This window comes from Bosea beijingensis (assembly GCF_030758975.1).
Lineage (GTDB): Bacteria > Pseudomonadota > Alphaproteobacteria > Rhizobiales > Beijerinckiaceae > Allobosea > Allobosea beijingensis.
On record NZ_CP132359.1, the window covers coordinates 843,087 to 862,438 of the forward strand.

The window sequence follows — 19,352 nt, forward strand, 5'->3', positions numbered from 1 at the left end:
AGCACGAGCCGGCGGAGCGATGCAGAAGAAGAACCAGAGCCTGCCCGCCAGCATCATCGCCTCGCTGCGCCAGCGCAAGAACCGCCCCGGCACCGTGCCTGCGGGCGAGGATGGCCGTCCCGGCGCTACGCTGGTCGCGTCCTACAACGTCCACAAATGCGTCGGCATCGACGGCCGCTTCGATCCCGGCCGGGTCGGACAGGTGATCCGCGAGATCGCGCCTGATGTCATCGCCCTGCAGGAGGCCGACAAGCGCTTCGGAGCCCGCCACGGCCTGCTCGACCTCGCCCGCCTGAAGGAAGAGACCGGGCTGGTTCCGGTCCCCGTGGAGAGCGCCAATGCCGCGGCGCATGGCTGGCACGGCAATGTCGTGCTGTTCCGGCAGGGGCTGGTGCGCGAAGTCCACCAGGTCTCGCTGCCGGGGCTGGAGCCGCGCGGCGCGCTCGTCGTCGATATCGACCTGGAGAGCGGCGCGGCGCTGCGCATCGTCGCCGCGCATCTGGGGCTGCTCAGGCGATCGCGCTCGCAGCAGGCCCGCATGATCATCGAATTGATGCGCAGCCGCGACGAGCGCCCCACCCTCCTGCTCGGCGACCTCAACGAATGGCGCCTCGGCGGCCGCTCGGCGCTGAGCGCGCTCGATGCTGCCTTCGGTGCGATGCCGGTGCCGGTGCCGAGCTTCCCGGCCGGACTGCCTTTGCTGGCGCTCGACCGGATCATCGCCAACCGCCCGGAAATCCTGTCGGAGGTCGCGGTCCACGACACGCCGCTCGCGCGCGTCGCCTCCGACCACCTGCCGATCAAGGCCTTCGTCGATCTGGCCCTGGCAGCGCTGCCGGTCAGCGCGCCCGAGCTCGCGCTCGTGCCGGCTGAGGCGGCCTCGAGAAAGCCGACCGCTCAGGACAAGGAAGCGCCCTTGCCTCTGCCTGCCTTGTCATCCGGCAAAGGGCACCACGGCAGCAATCGCGAACTCGTGCGCAAGGCCGGCGACCAATTGAAACGCGCCGTCAAACGCACCTTGCGTCGCCCGGACGCTCCGACGCGCTAGGCAGCGTCGACAATTGCGGGATCATTCCCAGCCCCCTGTCATTCCGGGGCGCGCCGCAGGCGCGAACCCGGAATCCACGACTGGGTGAAGCATTTTATGCCCGGTCGCAGGCCGCTCACCCAGTCGTGGATTCCGGGCTCTTCGCTCCGCCAAGCCCCGGAATGACAAAGGTGGTTTGAAGCCGCTGTCATGCCGGCAATGCGCTGCGGCGCTGGTCAATCCCGGCGAAGCCTGCTTTCTGGATTGCTCAGCCGTCTCAGGGCGCAGAATCAGATGCCGAATGCCTTGGCCGAGCGCCCGAGCGCGCTGCAACTCTTCCTGATCTTCGCGCGGATCGGATTGACCAGCTTCGGCGGCGGCCTGAGCGGCTGGATGCTGCGGGAATTCGTGCAGCGGCGGCGGCTGATGAGCGAGGACGATTTCCTCAACGGGCTCTCGGTCGCGCAGGCCCTGCCCGGCGTCAACGTCACCAATATGGCGATCTGGATCGGCTACAAGCTCGGCGGACGCAACGGCGCCATCGCCTCCTGGCTCGGCATCGTGGTGCCGGCCGCCTTCGTCATCGTGCTGATCGGCAGCGTCTTCGCCTCGCTCAGCGGCTATGAACTCAGCCATGTCGCGCTCAGCGGCGCGGCCGCCGCGGCGATCGGCCTTTCGCTTGCGATGGGGCTGACCGCGGCGCGACGGGTGCCGCGCCGCGTGTTCCCGCTCGCGATCATGGCCGCGACCTTCGTCGCCGTCGCCATCCTGAAATGGCCACTGCTCTGGACCGTGCTCGGCTTCGGCTCGCTCAGCGTCGCCGTGACCTATCGCGACGGTTGAGCGTTTTTTTGCTTCAGACGCATTTTCTTCACGCGAACCGGTGCCCACTTCGCTCGAAAATACTTCAGGCCATGCAATCCCTGCCTTTCAGCCTCCTGCTGGTCTTTCTGCCGCTCTCGCTGGTCACCATCGGCGGCGGCCAGAGCGCCATCGCCGACATGCACCGGCAGATCGTCGAGGTGCATCAGTGGATGAGCGCCGCGCAATTCGTCGATGCCTTCGCGATCGCTCGGCTGGCGCCGGGGCCGGGCTCGCTGCTGGCGACGCTGATCGGCTGGCAGATCGCCGGGTTCTGGGGCGCGATCGCCGCCACCGCCGGCATCTTTGGGCCGACGGCGTTCCTGATCTACGGGGTCGCCCATATCTGGTCGCGCTATGAGGGCGCCCGCCTGCTGCGCGCGCTCGAGAAGGGCCTGCGGCCTGTCGCGGCAGGCATGATCCTCGCGGCAAGCTATGTGCTGATCCAGTCGCTCGACAGCGGCTGGCTCGGCCGGGCCATCGCGCTCATCTCGACTGCCCTGCTGATGCTGACGCCTGTCAATCCGTTGCTGCTGATCGCGACAGGTGCCGGCTGCTTCGTCGGGCTGCATCTGCTGGCGCTGATCTGATCGCCGTTCACGGCATTCAGCCTGAATGGCCATTCATTCGCCGCAGCGATATCGAACAAACGCCCGATCAATTTGTCCAAAAGCACTTTACACGGCAATTTATTGTACTAATTATATTGTATAGACTGCGTTCTTTTGAATTGTATTAATTATTATATTATCGGTCTAGCAAGAATCAACTTGCGAATCTTTTCACGAAACTATTAGACGCCCCAGACATAGGACTGGGGTTACGTAATGAATAATAATTCCAAGCTGGCTTTCCTGGCGGCACTGCTGTCGACGACGGCCCTTTCGATGGCTCAGGCACAGACGCCGCAAGCCAACGGCAACACTGCCGAACAGGCGATCTCGCTCGATCAGATCACGGTCACCGCGACGCGCGGCGAAAAACAGGTGCTCGATGTTCCCGGCACCGTCAGCGTGATCACGCGGCAGGATCTAGAGCAGCGGATCACCCGCGATACGCAGGACCTCGTGCGCTACGAGCCGGGCGTTATCGTCAATCGCCAGACCTCCGGCACCGATCCGTTCGGCAATTATGGCGGCTTCACAATCCGCGGCGTCGGCGGCAACCGCGTGCAGATGCAGGTCGACGGTTCGCGCGTGATCGAGCGCATCACCGACGGCAACCGCGACTTCGTCGACCTGCCCTTCCTCAAGAATGTCGAGATCGTGCGCGGCCCGGGCTCGGTGCTGTGGGGCGCGGATGCACTCGGCGGCATCGTCGCCTACCGCACGCTCGACCCGCAGGACCTGCTCAAGGGCCGCAAGGACAAGCCCTGGGCAGTCAAGCTGGACACGAGCTATGACAGCTTCGACCGCTCCCTGGTGAAGACCGGCGTCGCGGCCTACAGCTTCTCGCCCGCCTTCGAGGCGATCGTCGGCGTAAGCCACCGCACGGCGCAGGAGGGCAAGCTGAGCAAGGCCCGCGCCGATGGCGGGCGCTGGGGCTGCCCGGTGCCGACCCTGCGCTTCCTGGGCTGCAACCAGCTCAATCCCCTCGACACCGAGGTGTGGAACGCCTTCGGCAAGCTCGTCTTCAAGCCATCTGCCGACCATACGATCAAGCTGACCGGCGAGTATTTCGACAACGATACCAAGGTGAACCAGCTCTGGGACTACAATGTCGTGAGCCTCGGCACCCGCAACGGCGCCTATATCCGCGACCAATCCAAGAGCCGCCAGCGCATCGCGATCGAACATGAATGGCAGGCGGGTCTGAGCTTCCTCGACTCCGTCCGCTGGCAGGCCTCGTTCTCCCCGCAGGAGCGCGAAATCATCAACAACCGCCTGCAGACGCTCTCGAACGGCCAGCAGCGCTTCACGCGCGGCCTGCTCGACTACAAGGAGCGCTTCTCGCAGCTCGATATCCAGGCGAAGTCGAGCTTCGCGCTGGGTCCGACCTTCCACCGCCTGACCTATGGATTCCAGGGCGACGTCACGCGCACCGACTACAAGCGCCGCGACGACGTCCGGAACATGACGACCGGCGTGACCACCACGACGATCGCGGGCGGCTTCAACTTCGCCAATGCCACGACGACGCGCTACGATTTCTACCTGCAGGACGAGATCGAGCTCATGAACGGGCGCTGGACGATCACGCCGGGCCTTCGCTACGCCAATTACAACATCGATCCGCGCATCGGGCAGGGTTACGTCATCGTGCCCGGCAAGGCGCCGCGCGAACTCGACTCGCACCGGGTGATCCCGCAGGTCGGCACGCTCTTCAAGCTCGACGAAACCTATTCGCTCTATGCCCGCTATGCCGAAGGCTTCAAGATGCCGACAGCGCAGCAGCTCTACACCTCGCTGCCCTTCGGTACCCAGAATCTGATCCCCAACCCGGACCTGCGCCCGGAGAAGGTGAAATCCTACGAAGCCGGCCTGCGTGGCCGCTTTGCCGATGGCTGGTTTTCGCTCGGCGCCTTCCATGCCGATTACAAGGACTTCATCCAGGAGCTCTACGAGGTGCCCGGCACCACCGACATCACCTCGCGCAACCTGTCGCGGGTGAAGATCTCCGGCATCGAGGCCTCGGCCGAATGGCGCTTCCATGACCGCTGGGTCAGCCATCTCGCCGTCAGCTACCAGTACGGCAAGCAGCGCAAGGAACAGGGCTCACCCATCGTTCCCTACAATATCAGCCCGCTGAAGGCCGTCGCCGGCCTGAAATACCTGATGCCGGAATACGGGCTGGAAGCCGAAGTGATCGGCACCTTCGCAGCCGGCGCGACGCGCGCGGATGCTCCGACCACGTCCAAGCCCGGCGGCTATTCGGTGTTCGATGCCTATCTGAACTGGAAGCCGACGAGCTACATCACGGTGCGCGGCGGCGTGCAGAACATCTTCGACCGGCGCTATTTCGCGGATGTGCTGAATTACTCCAAGACGGCAACCCTAGCGACCGCAGCGACCAATCCGCTGGAACTGCAGACGGCGCCGGGACGCACCTTCAAGCTGGCGGCTTCCATCGAGTTCTGAACCCTGTTCGAGACGCCGGACGCCAAAAGCGCGGCGGATCAGCGGCGCCCCGGTCGAGACCCCGGGGCGTCGCAACCCTTTTGGAGACCATCATGAGCAACGAGACCAATCCGCGCGAGAAATTCGCGCAGTCGCCGGCCGAAATCCTGCAAAGCCTGCCCGGCATGGGCCGCGTCATGCTCAGCACCCGCTCCGGCGGCGCGACCCATGAGCGGATGGGCGCGGTCGAGACCGTGACCATCGCCGGCAACGAGGCCCGCCTCTCCGGCGCCTTCCACGACAGCCGCATCGACCTCACCACGATCGTCAGCATCGTCGCCGACCGGACCAGCAAGATGCGCGAGCGCGTGCTGCCGCGCCTGGAATGCCAGGATGCGTCCGGCGAGACCCTGTTCAGCCTGATCGGGCTCGACGGGCTGGAGCCTTTCGACAAGGCGCTCGAACCGTTCGGCGCCGGCGAGACGCTGGAGCCGGTCCAGCGCGAGGCACCGGGCAGCGGCGGCGGTTCCGCCGATGTGCCGGAAGACGATCTCGGCGCCCGCAGCTTCGCGGCGATCCTTGCCAGTGGCGAGGCGATCGCGATCGATGTCGAGCGTGCCGGCCTGTTCCAGCACTGGCAGGGCGCCCTGCCCGAGCCGAAGCCGGCGATGGGCTTCGTCAACATCATGCAGGGCGATTTCCACCTGCATCTCAAGGCGGGCGCTGTCTCCGGCTGGGAGCGGACCGAAAGCGAGGGAAGCGTCGCTCTTCATGCCCGCGACAGCGAGGGCAAGAGCTTCGGCCTCGTCCTGCGCGGCCCGGCTGCCGCCTTTGCAGAGGTCCCCAATGTCGATGTCATCAGCGGCTGAACCGGCACCGATGGGCGCGACCTTCGCCCATCCGCGCGCGACATGGCTTTGCCCGAACACGGGCAGGCTGCTGGCGCAAGGCGAACTGATGCAGGCGATGGCGCGAAAGCGCGTCGTCCTGCTCGGCGAGACGCATGACGTCGCCGAGATCCATCGCTGGCAGCTTCATGTCACGACCTGCCTGCATCTGCTGCGGCCACAGATGGCGGTGGGCTTCGAGATGTTCCCGCTGCGCATCCAGCCGGTGCTCGACGCCTGGGTCGCGGGCGAGATGGACACCGCGAGTTTCATCGAGCGCAGCGAATGGGCACAGGTCTGGGGCTTCGATCCCGAACTCTACCTGCCGCTGTTCCATTTCTGCCGGCAGCAGCGCGTGAAGATGCTGGCGCTGAACTGCCATCGCCCGCTGGTCACGCGGGTCGGACAGGTCGGCTGGGAGGCGATCCCGGTCGAGGAGCGCGATGGCGTCACGCCGTCTGCGCCCGCAACGGAAGGCTATCGCGCCTATCTCGCTGCCATCACCGGCCGGTTCAGCGGAGCGGCCAAGCCGGAGGCGATGGCGCCGGAACGCTTCGACCGCTTCGTGCGAGCGCAGCAGTGCTGGGACCGCTCCTTCGCCTGCCGCGTCGCCGATCATCTCGCTGGGGCCAAAGACGATCCGCTGGTCGTCGGCATCATCGGGCGCGGTCATCTCGAATACGGCCATGGTACGCCGTTCCAGCTCCGCGATCTCGGCATCGAGGATGTCGCGGTGCTGCTACCGGCCACCGATGCGGCGCCTGAAGCGGAGCCACTCGCCGGCATCGCCGACGCGCTGTTCCGGCTCGATACGCCCGAGCCACCGCAATCGCGACGGACACCGCGAGCCGCGTCATGAGGGCCGTGCTCTCCCAGATCATCGGGCTGACCCGGCTTTGCATCGCCGGGCCGGGCGGCAAGGTCGGCGCGCTCTATTTCCTGATGATCTTCGGGCTCGGGCTAGCCGGAGTTCAGGTCGGCGTGCGCCTGATCTCCTGGACCGCGGATTTCTACAACGCCCTGCAGAAGCTCGATGTCGACGGCGCGCTCAGGCAGATCGCGATCTTCTTCGGGCTGATCGCGATCAGCGTCTGCATCCATCTTGCCAGCGCCTATCTGCGCAAGATGCTGCAGATTCGCTGGCGGCGCGCGCTGACCGAGGCCGCGCTCGACCGCTGGCTCGCCGGCAAGGCCTATTGGCACATGCGCGAGCGAACGGATCACGGGCTCGACAATCCCGACCAGCGCATCGCCGAGGATTGCCGCATCTTCGTCGAGAAGCTCACGGTCGAAGGGCTCGAGCTCGCCACGAACATCGTCGCGCTGGTGACCTATGTCTCGATCCTGTGGTCGCTCTCGACCTTCGCGCTGTCCTTCACCCTGTTCGGCCATGCCATCGAAATCCCGCGCTACATGGTCTGGGCTGCACCGCTCTATGTGGCCATCGCGACCTTCATCACGCATGGCCTCGGCCGTCCGCTGAAGGCGCTGACGGTCGAGCAGCAGCGACGTGAAGCCGATTTCCGCTTCTCGCTGGTACGCCTGCGCGAACATGTCGAGGGCGTGGCACTGGCCGATGGCGAGCCGGCGGAGCGGCGGCTGTTGCGCAAGCGCTTCGGTGCGATCGCCGGGAATTGGCAGAAGCTCGCCAATCGAGAGCTGATCCTCGGCTTCTTCACGCGCCCCTATTTCCAGACCGTGCTGCGCATCCCGCTCTTCCTGGCGCTGCCGGCCTTTCTCGCCGGGCGCGTCACCTTCGGCGGCCTGATGCAGATCGGCTCGGCCTTCCAGAACGTGGTGACGACGCTGTCCTGGTTCGTCTTCTCCTATCGCGACCTGACCGATCTCGCCGCGGCCGCGAGCCGCCTCTCGCATTTCATGAAGGCGGCCGAAAACGCGGCCACGCCGGCAAGCGGCCCAGCGATGCACAAGGCGGGCAATGCGGAGTTGCGGCTGCGCGACCTCGTGCTCGCAACACCTGCGGGACGCCGCCTCCCACCCGTCCCGAACCTGAAGCTGGAGGCTGGCGGCAGCTATTGGCTCGCGGCACCCTCCGGCCATGGCAAGAGCACGCTGGCGAAGGCGATCGCCGGGCTCTGGACGCATGGCGAAGGTCGGATCGAGCGGCCGGCAGGACGGATGCTCGTCCTGCCGCAGCAACCTTATCTGCCGCTCGGGAGCCTGCGCGCCGCGCTGGCCTATCCGCTATCGCCGGAAGCCATCGACGATGCGACCTTGCGCCAGGCGCTCGCCACCGTCGAGCTGGAGGAGCTCTGGTCGCTCGACGAGGACGGCTGGACGGACAAGCGGCGCGGGCTCTCCGGCGGCGAGCAGCAACGCTTCGCACTGGCACGTGCGCTGTTGCAGGCGCCCGACTGGCTCGTGCTCGACGAAGCGACGAGCGCGCTCGATTTGGAATCCGAGGCGCAATTACTGGCTGCATTGCGCCAATCGCTGCCTGACAGCACGCTGGTCCTGATCGCACATCGTGCGCCGCAAGGGCTGGGCTCGCTCCAGATGATCGAGTTGAGGAAGCCGCGGCTGGAAGCAGCGACCGCCCCTGCCTTTGCACTGGCCGAGCCGGTAAGCTGAGCGCAGATGAGTCGCCTGCCCTTTTCGTCAGCCTCCTGATGACCGTTCCCTCGCTTTCCAAGGCGGCCGCCGCGCTTCGGCGGCGCCTGGCGCTTTGGCAGGACGTGCCGCGGCTGCTGCGCTCGCTCTGGCAGACCAGCCCGCGCCTCTTAGCGGCAATCGCGGCCTTGCGCCTGCTGCGCGCGCTCCAGCCGCCGGCGATGCTCTTCGTCGGCAAGCTGATCATCGACGAGATCGTGCTTCAGACGCGAACGCCGGCGCCCGGGCCGGCCCTGTCGGACTGGCTGGAGAGCGGCCGGGCTTCGGCATTGGCTGGCTGGATCCTGCTGGAATTCCTGCTGGTCGCCGGCGGCAACACCCTCAACCGGCTGGGGACGCTGGTCGAGGGCCTGTTATCCGAGCGCCACGGCTTCGCGATGGGCGCCCTGCTCGTCGAGCGCGCGGCCGAGCTCGATCTCCGGGATATCGAAGGCGCAGTGGCGCAGGACAAGCTGCAACGCGCCAATGCCGCGACGATGCTCGGCTATCAGCTCGTGACCAATCTCCTCACGCAGGCCCAGAACGGCGTGACGCTGCTCGCGCTGCTGGCCGGCCTCGTGCTCTTCGTGCCCTGGCTAATCGTGCTGCTGCTCGTCGCACTGCTGCCGACCTTGCTGGTCGAGGCGCATTTCAATGCCCGGCAGTACGAAGCGGCCACGGCGCTGATCCCGGAACGGCGGCGCCTCAACTACCTCCAGCATGTCGGCTCCTCCACGCATGCGGCGAAGGAAGTGAAGCTGTTCGGCCTCGGCAGCTATATCGCCGGCCTGCTGCGGGAGGTCGCGGAGCGCATCATCGCCACCAACCGCCGGCTGGCCGTGCGGCGCGCCACCTGGAGCAGCCTGTCAGGGGCGATCGGCTCGCTCGCCTATTACGCGGCCTATGCCGTAGTCGCCTGGCGGGCACTCACGGGCCAACTCAGCATCGGCGACCTGACCTTCCTGGCGGGCTCGCTGATGCGGCTCAACGGGCTGTTCGAAGGGCTGATCGTCGGCCTCTCGCAGATCACCTCGCAGGCCCAGTATCTCGGCGATCTCTATGCCTTCCTCGACATGCGCTCGACCGTGGCGCCTCCGGCGCATCCGCGCGCCTTTCCCGCGCCCCTCCGGCAGGGCGTCGTCTTCGAGGATGTCGGATTCCGCTATCCCGGCAAGCCGGACTGGGCCTTGCGCCATCTCAGCTTCACCCTGCCGGCCGGCGAAACGCTCGCGCTCGTCGGCGAGAACGGCGCCGGCAAGACCACGATCGTCAAGCTGCTGACGCGGCTTTACGAGCCCGACGAAGGCCGCATCCTGATCGACGGCATCGATATCCGCGATATCCCGCTGCCGGACTTGCGCGAGCATGTCGGCGCGATTTTCCAGGATTTCATGCGCTACAACCTGACGGCCTCCGAGAATATCGGCGTCGGCCGGGTGGTGCGGATCGGCGAGCGGCCGGCGATCGTCGAAGCTGCCCGCAAGAGCCTCGCCGATCCCGTTATCGCTGCCCTGCCAGAGTCTTACGACCAGATGCTCGGACTTGGATTCCAGAGCGGACTCGATCTCTCGGGAGGGCAATGGCAGAAGATCGCCATCGCGCGGGCCTATTTCCGCGACGCCGCGATCCTGATCCTCGACGAGCCGACCGCCGCGCTCGATGCCCGCGCCGAGGCCGAGATCTTCGAGCGCTTCCGCCACCTCACCACCGGCAAGACGACGCTGCTGATTTCGCACCGCTTCTCGACGGTGCGCATGGCCGATCGCATTCTCGTGCTGGAGAACGGCGCGATCCTCGAACAGGGAAGCCATACCGAGCTGATGGCGCAGGACGGCCGCTATGCCGAGCTTTTCAAGCTGCAGGCTGCCGGATTCCAGTAGGTCCGGCAGCCGCTTCAGAGGTGATTATCGTCCGCGGATCAGATCAGCCGCCTGATAGCTCCAATAGGTCATCTGAACCGCTGCCGTGCCGAACGGCCCGCCGTTCCAGACCAGGCCGAAGGGCGCGAAGAGCTTGTAGCGGTCGCTGGCGCCGTGGATCGCCTCGGCGATGACCGTGCCGCCGATCGCGGTGGTGTTCATGCCATGGCCGCCGAAGGCGGTGCAGTACCAGACGCCCGGCCGGTACTGGCCGATCTGCGGCATGAGATGGCGGGCATAGGACATCAGGCCCGACCAGGCGGCCTCGACCTTCAGCTCGGCGAGCTGCGGATAGGTCGTGACCATCTCGTGGCGCAGGATCGCGGCGACGTCGCTTGGCTCGGTCGTGCGGGTGGTGATGCGCCCGCCCCAGAGGATGCGCGAGCCGCCCTCGACCGTGCGGTAATAGTCGCCCGCGCGCCGGTCGTCGCCGACGCCGGTGCCGATGCGGATCGCAGAGCGGATCAGGTCGGGCGCGGCCTCGGTCAGCAGCACATAGGTCGCGATCGGGATATAGGCCCGGCGCAGAGCCGGCAGCACGTCGCCGGTATAGCCGCCGGTGGTGAACAGCACCTGCTCGGCCTCGATCGTCGCCTTGGCCGTCTTCAGCCGCTTCACCGCGCCGTCGAGTTCGCAAGACGTAACCGGCGAACCCTCATGGATCCTCCCGCCGAGCCGGACGATCTCGCGGGCGAGCGCGCGGGCGTAGTTCAACGGGTGGAAATGGAAGGAATCGTCGGCCGTCAGCGAAGCGTGGTACTTCTGCGAATTGAGGAGCGCGCGCGTCTCGTCGCGGCCGAGATAGCGGAGCTTGCGCCCGAAGCGCTTCTCCTGCGTGTCGCGTACCGCCTGCAGCCCGGCGCCGCCGTCATAGCGCACGACCTTCATGATGCCCGGCGACGGCGCGGCCTCGGTGATGGCGAGGCTTTCGATATTGCCACGAACGATCTCGACGCCTTCCATGGTCAGGCGGTAGAGCTCGTCCGCCTGATCGCGGCCGGTCTGGCGCTCGATCGCGGCGAGTGAGGTCGCATAGCCCGGGCTGACGAAGCCACCATTGCGGCCGGACGCCCCCCAGGCGACGCGCTGCGCCTCCAGCAGCAGGACGGAGCGGCCGGCGCGGGCAAGGTTGAGCGCGGCGGTCAGGCCGGCGAGGCCGCCGCCGACGATGCAGATATCCGTCTTCAGCGTGCCTTCGGCCGGCGGATAGCTCTCCTGCGTCGCGAGAGCCCGGCGGTAATAGGTGTCGATATAGGAGGAGGACATGCGGTCTCGCGGAAGGCGGGCGGCGGGCTGTTTTCGTGGCCGGCTCCCGCGATCCGCCACCGGTTTTCCCGGCAGCGGATCGCGGATGTCGAGGCTTACTCGGCGGCTTGTGCGGACTGCGAGCCCGGCGGGTCGAAGGCCTGGATCGGCGGCAGGTTGCCGTCGAAACGCGCGACCTGCACCGTGGTGAGCTGGCCGGTGCAGCCCTGCGCCAAAGCCGAGGTGCCGATATCGCGGGTCAGCACGTTGGGATTGCCGTGGACGCAGAGCGGCTTGTCCTCGGTCGGATCGGCGGGATCGTACCAGGCGCCGGTCGGGAGCTGGATCACGCCCTTGCGGATGCCGTCGGTGACATGGACCGCGGCAAGGCAGGCACCGCGCTCGTTCGAGAGCCGGATGATGTCGCCATCGGCGATGCCGCGCAGGGCCGCGTCGTCCGGATGCATATGCGCGACCTCGCGGCCGCGATGCTTGGCGTCGCTGCTGTGACCGCCGAAATCGAACTGGCTGTGCAGGCGGGTCCTGGGCTGGTTGGCGACGAGAACATAGGGATTGGTCTCGTCGGGCACATTGCTGGCGCCGAGCCAGGTCGGATGACCGGGGCAATCCGCCTCGCCGAAGCCGGCGATCGTCTCCGAAAAGATTTCGAGCTTGCCTGATGGCGTCGGCAGCGGCGCGGCATCGGGATCGTTGCGGAAGGCGCGGAGATTGCCGCCATCATCCGGCTGCTGCGGCAGGTCGAAGCCCTCGCCCGCCCAGAATTCGGCGAAGCTCGGCGCCGGCAGGCCCTTCGCCGCCAGCGCGTTGCGGGTCGGCTCGTAGAGGTGCTCCAGCCATTGCCGGGCGGTGCGACCTTCGGTGAAGGCCTCGGCCGTGCCAAGGCGGTCGGCCAGATCGGCGAAGATCGCGTAGTCGTCGCGCGCCTCGCCATAGGGCGCGACCACCGGATGCATCGGCACCAGCAGCGGGTCGTTGGGGTTGCCGCCGATATCCTCGCGCTCCAGCGTCATCGTGCAGGGTAAAACGATATCGGCGTGCCGGGCGGTGGCAGTCCATGCGAGCTCATGCACGACCAGCGTATCGATCCGCGCGAAGGCCTCGCGCAGGCGGTTTAGGTCCTGATGGTGATGGAACGGGTTGCCACCGGCCCAGTAGACCAGCTTGATCTCGGGATAAGTCCGGGTCTGGCCATTGTAGCGATAGGTCGTGCCCGGGTTCAGCAGCATATCGGAGATGCGGGCGACCGGGATGTAGTCGCTGATCGGATTCTTGCCTTGCGAGAAGGTCGGCATCGGTACGGCGTTGTAGCGCCGACCGTAATAGGCGATGGCGCCGAGGCCGTAGCCATAGCCGCCACCGGGCAGGCCGATCTGGCCGAGCGCCGCGGACAGCACCATGCCCATCCAGACCGGCTGTTCGCCATGGGTGGCGCGCTGGAGGGCATGGGCCACGACGATGAGCGCGCGCTTACCGTGGAGGCGCTTCGCCAGCGCCACGATCTCCCCGGCGGGCAGGCCGGCGATCGGCGCGGCCCAGGCTGCGTCCTTCGGCTGGCCGTCGGTCTCGCCGAGCAGATAGCGCTCGAAAACCGGCCAGCCGACCGTGTAGCGATCGAGGAAGGTGCGGTCGTGCAGGCCGTTGACGACGAGCGTGTGGACCAGCGCCATCATCAGCGCGGTGTCGCTGCCGGGCTTGTTGGCGACCCAGTCGGCGTGGGCTCCGGCCGGCAGGTCGCTGCGCAGAGGGCTGACCAGCACGAATTCACAGCCGCGCTCCTGCGCCCGCTCCATCGCGCCGCGCTCGACATGGCGGCTGGTGCCGCCGCCGGCGACCATGCTGTTCTTCAGCGCCATGCCGCCGAAGGCGAGCACGATCTCGCTGTGATCAGCGATCTGCTCCCAGGAGACGTTGCGCTTCACCAGGTCCTCATAGTCGCCGATGATATGCGGCACGAGGACGGAGGAGGCGCCCGAGGAGTAGCTATTGACCGACTTCACATAGCCGCCGGTCGAGGTGTTCAGGAAGCGGTGGATCTGGCTCTGGGCGTGGTGGAAGCGGCCGGCACTGGCCCAGCCATAGGAGCCGCCGAAGATCGCGCCGGGCCCGAAATCGTCGCGCACGCGGCGCAGTTCACCGGCCAGCTTGTCGAGCACGGCCGACCAGGACATCGGCACGTATTCGTCGCGGCCGCGACGATCATCGGGACCGGGTCCGTCCTCCAGCCAGCCGCGCCGGACCATGGGCTGGGCGATACGGGCGCGATGGCGCAAGGCCGCCGGGAAATTCTGGATGATCTCGTTGGGATCGGGATCGCCCGCATGCGGACGGACCTCGAGCTGCCCTTCCTTCATGCGCGCCGAGAACACCCCCCAATGCGAGGTATGCGGGCGGAACGCCTCGCTTTCGGCCGCAGCTTCGCCTGCCGGAACGATTGGAGCCGCCATCGCCTTCACCCTCACCTTTTCGGACTTCAACAGCCCTTCCTCATTCCCCTTGTCCGATGCGGATCGCAAGAGGGTTTCGCAGATTGCCGGCAAGCGCCGCACGCTTGGCCGAATGAAGAAGGGCCCGGCTGCTCGTCGCAGCCGGGCCCTCCCTATTCCATCGGCCGGATGGCGTCGCGATCAGCGGATCGGCGCAGCGTATTGCAGGCCGCCATTGGTCCAGAGCGCATTCTGACCGCGGGCGATCTTGAGGAGCGAGCCCTGGCCGAGGTTGCGCTCGAACATCTCGCCGTAATTTCCGACGGCCTTGATGGCGTTATAGGCCCAATCGTTCTTGAGGCCGAGCGCCTCGCCGAAGGTGCCTTCCTTGCCGAGCAGGCGCTTGATCTCGGGATTGTCCGACTTCTCGCGCATCTCGTCGACATTCGCCTGGGTCACGCCGAGCTCCTCGGCCGTGATCTGGGCGAAATGGACCCAGGTGACGATGTCGAACCACTGGTCGTCGCCATGGCGGGTGACGTAGCCGAGCGGCTCCTTCGAGATCGTCTCCGGCAGCACGATGTGATCCGCCGGGGCCTTGAAGCGCATGCGCTCGGAATAGAGGCCGGACGCGTCGGTGGTGAAGGCGTCGCAGCGGCCGCTCTCATAGGCCTCGGTCGCCTCGTTGTTGGTGGCGAAGGTCACCGGCTCGAACTTCATGTTGTTCTTGCGGAAATAATCCGCGGTGTTGAGCTCGGTCGTGGTGCCCTGCTGGATGCAGATCGAGGCGCCGCTGAGTTCCTTCGCCGATTTGATGTTCAGCGACTTCTTCACCATGAAGCCCTGGCCGTCATAGTAATAGGTCGCGCGGAAGTTCTGGCCGAGCGTGGTGTCGCGGCTCATGGTCCAGGTCGTGGTGGCGGCGATGAGATCGGTCTCGCCGGACTGGAGCGCGGTGATCCGGTCCTTCGAGGGAAGCTGGATGAATTTCACCTTGGACTTGTCGCCAAAGACGGCCGCGGCCAGCGCCCGGCAATAGTCGGCATTGATGCCGGTCAGGACGCCATTCGCGTCCGGAACCGCAAAGCCGGCCAGATTGGCACCGGTGCCACAGTTCAGGACACCGCGCGACTGGATCGTCTTCAGGGTCTGCGCTTCGGCCGAAACCGAAACGGCGCAAACGGCGGCAGCGGCAAGCGCCAAGGTCAACTTCATTGTTCGATCCCCATATTACGGTAGTGCTGACGATGTTCCACGCGGCCCCGCTCCCGTCAATCGGCAGCGCGAGCCTTTCCTTACCAAAGGTCGCCTCGCCCGCTCATTGCAGGTCGGCGAAGGCAAGCTTCAGGCGCTCGACCGCCTCCGAAACGACATCGCGCGGCGTCGCCAGGTTGAAGCGCAGGAAGCTCTCGCCGCCCTCGCCGAAGGTCGGGCCATGATTGACGGCGATCTTTGCCTGCTTCTCGACGCGCGCGGTGAACTCGGCCGGGTCCATGCCCGTGCCCGAAAAGTCCGCCCAGGCGAGATAGGTCGATTCAAGCGGCATCGAGCGCACGCCCGGAATCGCGTTGATCCCGGCATCGAAGATGCGGCGATTGCCATCGAGATAGAGGTTGAGCGCATCGACCCAGGCCGCGCCCTCGGGGCTGTAGGCGGCGGTCGCCATCGCCATGCCGAAGGAATTCGGCGAGATGCCGAGCGCGTCCATGCGCCCGCGGAACAGCGTCCGCAGCCGTTCGTCGGGGATGATCACATTGCCGATATGGGCGCCCGCGATGTTGAAGGTCTTGGTCGTCGCCGTCATCATGACCAGGCGGTCCATGATCTCGGGCGCGGCGACCGGCATCACCATATGCTTGTGCCCGGGCATGACCAGGTCGTGGTGGATCTCGTCCGAGACCAGGATGAGGTCATGGCGCTTGCAGAAATCGGCAATGGCCCGCAACTCGTCGCGCGTCCAGACGCGCCCGCCCGGATTATGCGGCGAGCAGAGGATGAGCATGCGCTCCTTGCCGGTCATCGCGGCGTCCCAGGCGGGGACGTCGAGGACGTAGCGGCCCTGCTCCAGCGCCAGCGGGCACTCGACGACGTTCCGACCAGACGCGGTCACGATGCGCGCGAAAGCGTGGTAGACCGGCGTCATCAGGACGACGCCGTCGCCGGGCTTGGTATAGGCCTCGACGCAAAGCGCGGTGCCGTTGACCAGGCCATGCGTAGTGAAGACCGAATCCGGCGAGACCTCCCAGCCGTGGCGGCTCTGCATCCACCAGCGGATCGCAGCGAGATAAGCGCGGTCATCGCCGAAATAGCCGTAGATGCCGTGGGCATTCATGCCGTCGAGGGCGTGCTGCACGCAGGCCGGCGGACGGAAATCCATGTCGGCCACCCACATCGCGATGCCGCTATCCGCCGAGACGCCATAGACGGTTTCCATCTTGTCCCATTTGGCCGAATGGGTGCCGCGGCGATCGATCCGCTCGTCGAAATTATGGGAAAGCTGCATGGGCCCCTGCCGGCTAACACGGAGAATATCCTTCCCCTAGCAGGTCTCTCGGGAGAACACAGCCGTTGCCGGGCGCAATGCTGGCGCACGACGCGTGCATTCGTCGCCAACGCCGGAGGGCGCCGGACGACGTTGCAAGCAGCCTGCGTCAGGCCGCTTCAGGCGTGCAGCTTCGCTCCCGCCGATGCCGGCTTGCTGTCGAAGAAGCTTTCGCAGGCTTCCGCAACGCGCGAGACGGAGGCGTCGCTCACATCGAGATGGGTTACCCAGCGCAGCGTGCCGTAGCGCCCGCTGACGGCGATCCCACGCTCGCGCAGGAAGCCGGCGAAGGCTGCGGTGTCGAGCGCCTTCGGCGACATGAACACCATGTTGGTGCGGGCCGGCCCTGCCCCGAGCTCCGGAAAACGGGCCAGCACCTCGGCCAGCGCCGCGGCGCGCCGATGATCCTCGCCGAGCCGGGAGACGTTATGCTCCAGCGCGTAGATCGCGGCCGCCGCGATCACGCCGGTCTGGCGCATGCCGCCGCCGAGCATCTTGCGGATGCGGCGGCTCTTTTCGATGAAATCCCGGGGGCCGACGAGGATGGAGCCGACGGGCGCGCCCAGCCCCTTCGACAGGCACAACGAAACCGTGTCGAACTGGCCGGCGATCCAGGCCGCATCGCGGTTGCTCGCTGCGGCGGCGTTCATCAGGCGGGCGCCGTCGAGATGGGTGGCAAGGCCGCGCGAGCGGGCGAGCCCGGTCGCGGCTTCCAGATAGGCATCGGGCAGGACCTGACCGTTGAAGGTGTTCTCCAGCGCCAGCAGGCGCGTCATCGCGAAATGGAAATCGTTCGGCTTGATCGCGTTGGCGATGGCGTCGAGCGCGATCGTGCCATCCGCCTCGTTCGGCAAGGGCTGCGGCTGGATCGAGCCCAGCACGGCCGCGCCGCCGCCCTCCAGCCGATAAGTATGAGCCATCTGCCCGACGATATACTCCTCGCCGCGACCGCAATGAGCCATCATACCCGCGAGGTTCGCCTGCGTGCCGGTCGGAAAGAACAGGGCCGCCTCCTTGCCGAGCCGCTCGGCTGTCATGGCTTCCAGCCGCTTCGTCGTCGGGCAATCGTCGTAAACGGCGTCGCCGACCTCAGCCGCCGCCATGGCGGCACGCATCCCCTCGCCGGGGCGCGTCACCGTATCCGAGCGGAAGTCATCCACGATCATCGATCCGATCCTTACAGGGCTGAGCGTCCACCCTATCGGGTGCTCGCCCGGCTCATCATGCAAAATTGAGGGGAAGGGCTCAGCATTCCGGCAGGTTGACCGCGAGCCCGCCCAGGCTGGTCTCCTTGAAACGCTCGTTCATGGCCTCGCCGGTCTGGCGCATCGCCTCGATGCAGTTGTCCAGCGGCATGAAATGCGAGCCGTCGCCGCGCAGCGCCAGCGAGGCGGCCGCGACGGCCTTGATCGCGCCGATGCCATTGCGCTCGATGCAGGGCACCTGAACCAGCCCCGCCGCAGGATCGCAGGTCATGCCGAGATGGTGCTCGAGCGCGATCTCGGCGGCGTTCTCGATCTGGGCGGGCGTGCCGCCGAGCACGGCGCAGAGCCCTGCCGCCGCCATCGCAGCGGCCGAGCCGACCTCGCCCTGGCAACCGGCCTCGGCCCCGGAGATCGAGGCATTATGCTTGATCAACCCGCCGATCGCCGCGGCCGTCAGCAGGAAATCGGCGACCTTCTCGGGCTCCGCTCCGACGCAATGGTCGAGATAATAGCGCAGCACGGCAGGCACGACGCCGGCCGCGCCGTTGGTCGGCGAGGTCACCACCCGGCCGCCGGCGGCGTTCTCCTCGTTCACCGCCATCGCATAGACGCTGAGCCAGTCCGTCGTGGCATGAGGCTGCGAGCGATTGGCCAGCTTCTCGGCCTCAAGCTGCCGGTGGATGCGCGCGGCCCTGCGCCGCACGCGCAAGCCGCCGGGCAATTCGCCCTCCTGGCCCAGGCCGCGCTCGATGCAGTCATTCATCACCGACCAGAGCCGGCCGAGACCGCTGTCGACCTCTTCCGGCGACAGACGATGGATCTCGTTGGCGCGTTTCATCTCGGCGATCGACAGCCCGCTCTCCTTGGCCATGCGCAGCATCGCCGCCGCATTGGCGAACGGATAGGGCCAGGAAGCGGCCTCCGCCGCGGCTGCCGGCGCCCCGCGCTCCTGCGCCGTCACCACGAAGCCGCCGCCGATCGAATAATAGGTCTCGGACAGGAGTGCGGCCGCGTCGGAATCGCAGGCGGTGAAGACAAGGCCATTGGCATGGCCCGGCAGCGGCGGGCCGTAGTCGAAGACGATATCGGCCGCGGGATCGAAGACCAGCGGCGGCAGGCCGTCATGGCGCAGCAGATGACTGCGGCCGAGCTCTTCGAGCTGGCGCTCGGCCGCATCGAAATCGAAGGCGGCCGGCGTCCAGCCGAGCAGGCCGAGCGCGACCGCCCGGTCCGTGGCGTGGCCCTTCCCGGTGAAGGCGAGCGAGCCGTAGAGCGTCGCCTTCACCGCTGCGGCCCGGTCGCGCGACGGAGACTGGCGCAGCAATGCGAGAAAATGCCCCGCCGCCGTCATCGGCCCCATCGTATGCGAGGACGAAGGGCCGATCCCGATCTTGAACACGTCGAATACGCTCAGAAACATCCCGCCCCCTGCCGGACCCGATCCGGAGCGCTTCCACGTTTCCCAGAAAGGCGGGAGCGCTCCACGTTCTTGTTTATTCCATTTCCTTCGCGCGAACCGGTATCCACCTTGCTTGAACATATTCTTGTACGTTTCG

13 protein-coding genes and 1 pseudogene are annotated in these 19,352 nt (G+C 66.6%); 8 read left to right on the forward strand and 6 right to left on the reverse strand.

Features of this window, described 5'->3' with window-relative positions; genetic code table 11:
- Positions 1-19: 19 nt before the first annotated feature.
- The 8 genes and pseudogenes from Q9235_RS04150 to Q9235_RS04185 form a co-directional block, all read left to right on the forward strand.
- A pseudogene (locus tag Q9235_RS04150) lies at positions 20-820 on the forward strand (endonuclease/exonuclease/phosphatase family protein); the annotation flags it as partial.
- Between the two features lie 501 nt (positions 821-1,321).
- Positions 1,322-1,870: a chromate transporter gene (locus tag Q9235_RS04155; RefSeq protein ID WP_306225521.1), complete on the forward strand. Its 549-nt coding sequence runs from the start codon at positions 1,322-1,324 to the stop codon at positions 1,868-1,870.
- Between the two features lie 71 nt (positions 1,871-1,941).
- Complete coding sequence (locus Q9235_RS04160; protein WP_306225522.1) at positions 1,942-2,478, forward strand: chromate transporter; 537 nt, start codon at positions 1,942-1,944, stop codon at positions 2,476-2,478.
- 237 nt (positions 2,479-2,715) lie between these two features.
- Positions 2,716-4,965, forward strand: coding sequence for a TonB-dependent hemoglobin/transferrin/lactoferrin family receptor (locus Q9235_RS04165; protein WP_306225523.1), 2,250 nt, complete (start codon positions 2,716-2,718; stop codon positions 4,963-4,965).
- 92 nt (positions 4,966-5,057) lie between these two features.
- On the forward strand, positions 5,058-5,813 hold the full coding sequence (locus Q9235_RS04170) for a ChuX/HutX family heme-like substrate-binding protein (protein ID WP_306225524.1): 756 nt from the start codon (positions 5,058-5,060) through the stop codon (positions 5,811-5,813).
- The gene (locus Q9235_RS04175; RefSeq protein ID WP_306225525.1) at positions 5,791-6,690 is read left to right on the forward strand and encodes a ChaN family lipoprotein; all 900 of its coding nucleotides are present in this window, start codon (positions 5,791-5,793) and stop codon (positions 6,688-6,690) included. Before Q9235_RS04170 ends, Q9235_RS04175 begins: the two co-directional genes overlap by 23 nt.
- Positions 6,687-8,423, forward strand: a complete 1,737-nt coding sequence (locus tag Q9235_RS04180) for an ABC transporter ATP-binding protein/permease (RefSeq protein WP_306225526.1) — start codon at positions 6,687-6,689, stop codon at positions 8,421-8,423. The genes Q9235_RS04175 and Q9235_RS04180 overlap by 4 nt, the downstream gene beginning before the upstream one ends.
- A gap of 38 nt (positions 8,424-8,461) precedes the next feature.
- Complete coding sequence (locus Q9235_RS04185; RefSeq protein ID WP_306225527.1) at positions 8,462-10,321, forward strand: ABC transporter ATP-binding protein; 1,860 nt, start codon at positions 8,462-8,464, stop codon at positions 10,319-10,321.
- Positions 10,322-10,345: 24 nt separating this feature from the next.
- Here the strand turns inward: Q9235_RS04185 and Q9235_RS04190 are convergent, their stop codons facing one another.
- From Q9235_RS04190 to Q9235_RS04215, 6 genes are all read right to left on the reverse strand, one after another.
- The gene (locus Q9235_RS04190) at positions 10,346-11,626 is read right to left on the reverse strand and encodes an NAD(P)/FAD-dependent oxidoreductase (protein WP_306225528.1); all 1,281 of its coding nucleotides are present in this window, start codon (positions 11,624-11,626) and stop codon (positions 10,346-10,348) included.
- A gap of 95 nt (positions 11,627-11,721) precedes the next feature.
- Entirely contained in the window at positions 11,722-14,070 is a 2,349-nt protein-coding gene (locus Q9235_RS04195) for a molybdopterin guanine dinucleotide-containing S/N-oxide reductase (protein ID WP_306228110.1), read from the reverse strand.
- A 180-nt stretch (positions 14,071-14,250) separates the two neighbouring features.
- Positions 14,251-15,264: an amino acid ABC transporter substrate-binding protein gene (locus Q9235_RS04200; protein ID WP_306225529.1), complete on the reverse strand. Its 1,014-nt coding sequence runs from the start codon at positions 15,262-15,264 to the stop codon at positions 14,251-14,253.
- Positions 15,265-15,367: 103 nt separating this feature from the next.
- Positions 15,368-16,552, reverse strand: coding sequence for a MalY/PatB family protein (locus Q9235_RS04205; RefSeq protein WP_306225530.1), 1,185 nt, complete (start codon positions 16,550-16,552; stop codon positions 15,368-15,370).
- A 158-nt stretch (positions 16,553-16,710) separates the two neighbouring features.
- Entirely contained in the window at positions 16,711-17,757 is a 1,047-nt protein-coding gene (gene ltaE / locus Q9235_RS04210) for a low-specificity L-threonine aldolase (protein ID WP_306225531.1), read from the reverse strand.
- Positions 17,758-17,836: 79 nt separating this feature from the next.
- Entirely contained in the window at positions 17,837-19,216 is a 1,380-nt protein-coding gene (locus tag Q9235_RS04215) for an L-serine ammonia-lyase (RefSeq protein ID WP_306225532.1), read from the reverse strand.
- Positions 19,217-19,352: the final 136 nt, after the last annotated feature.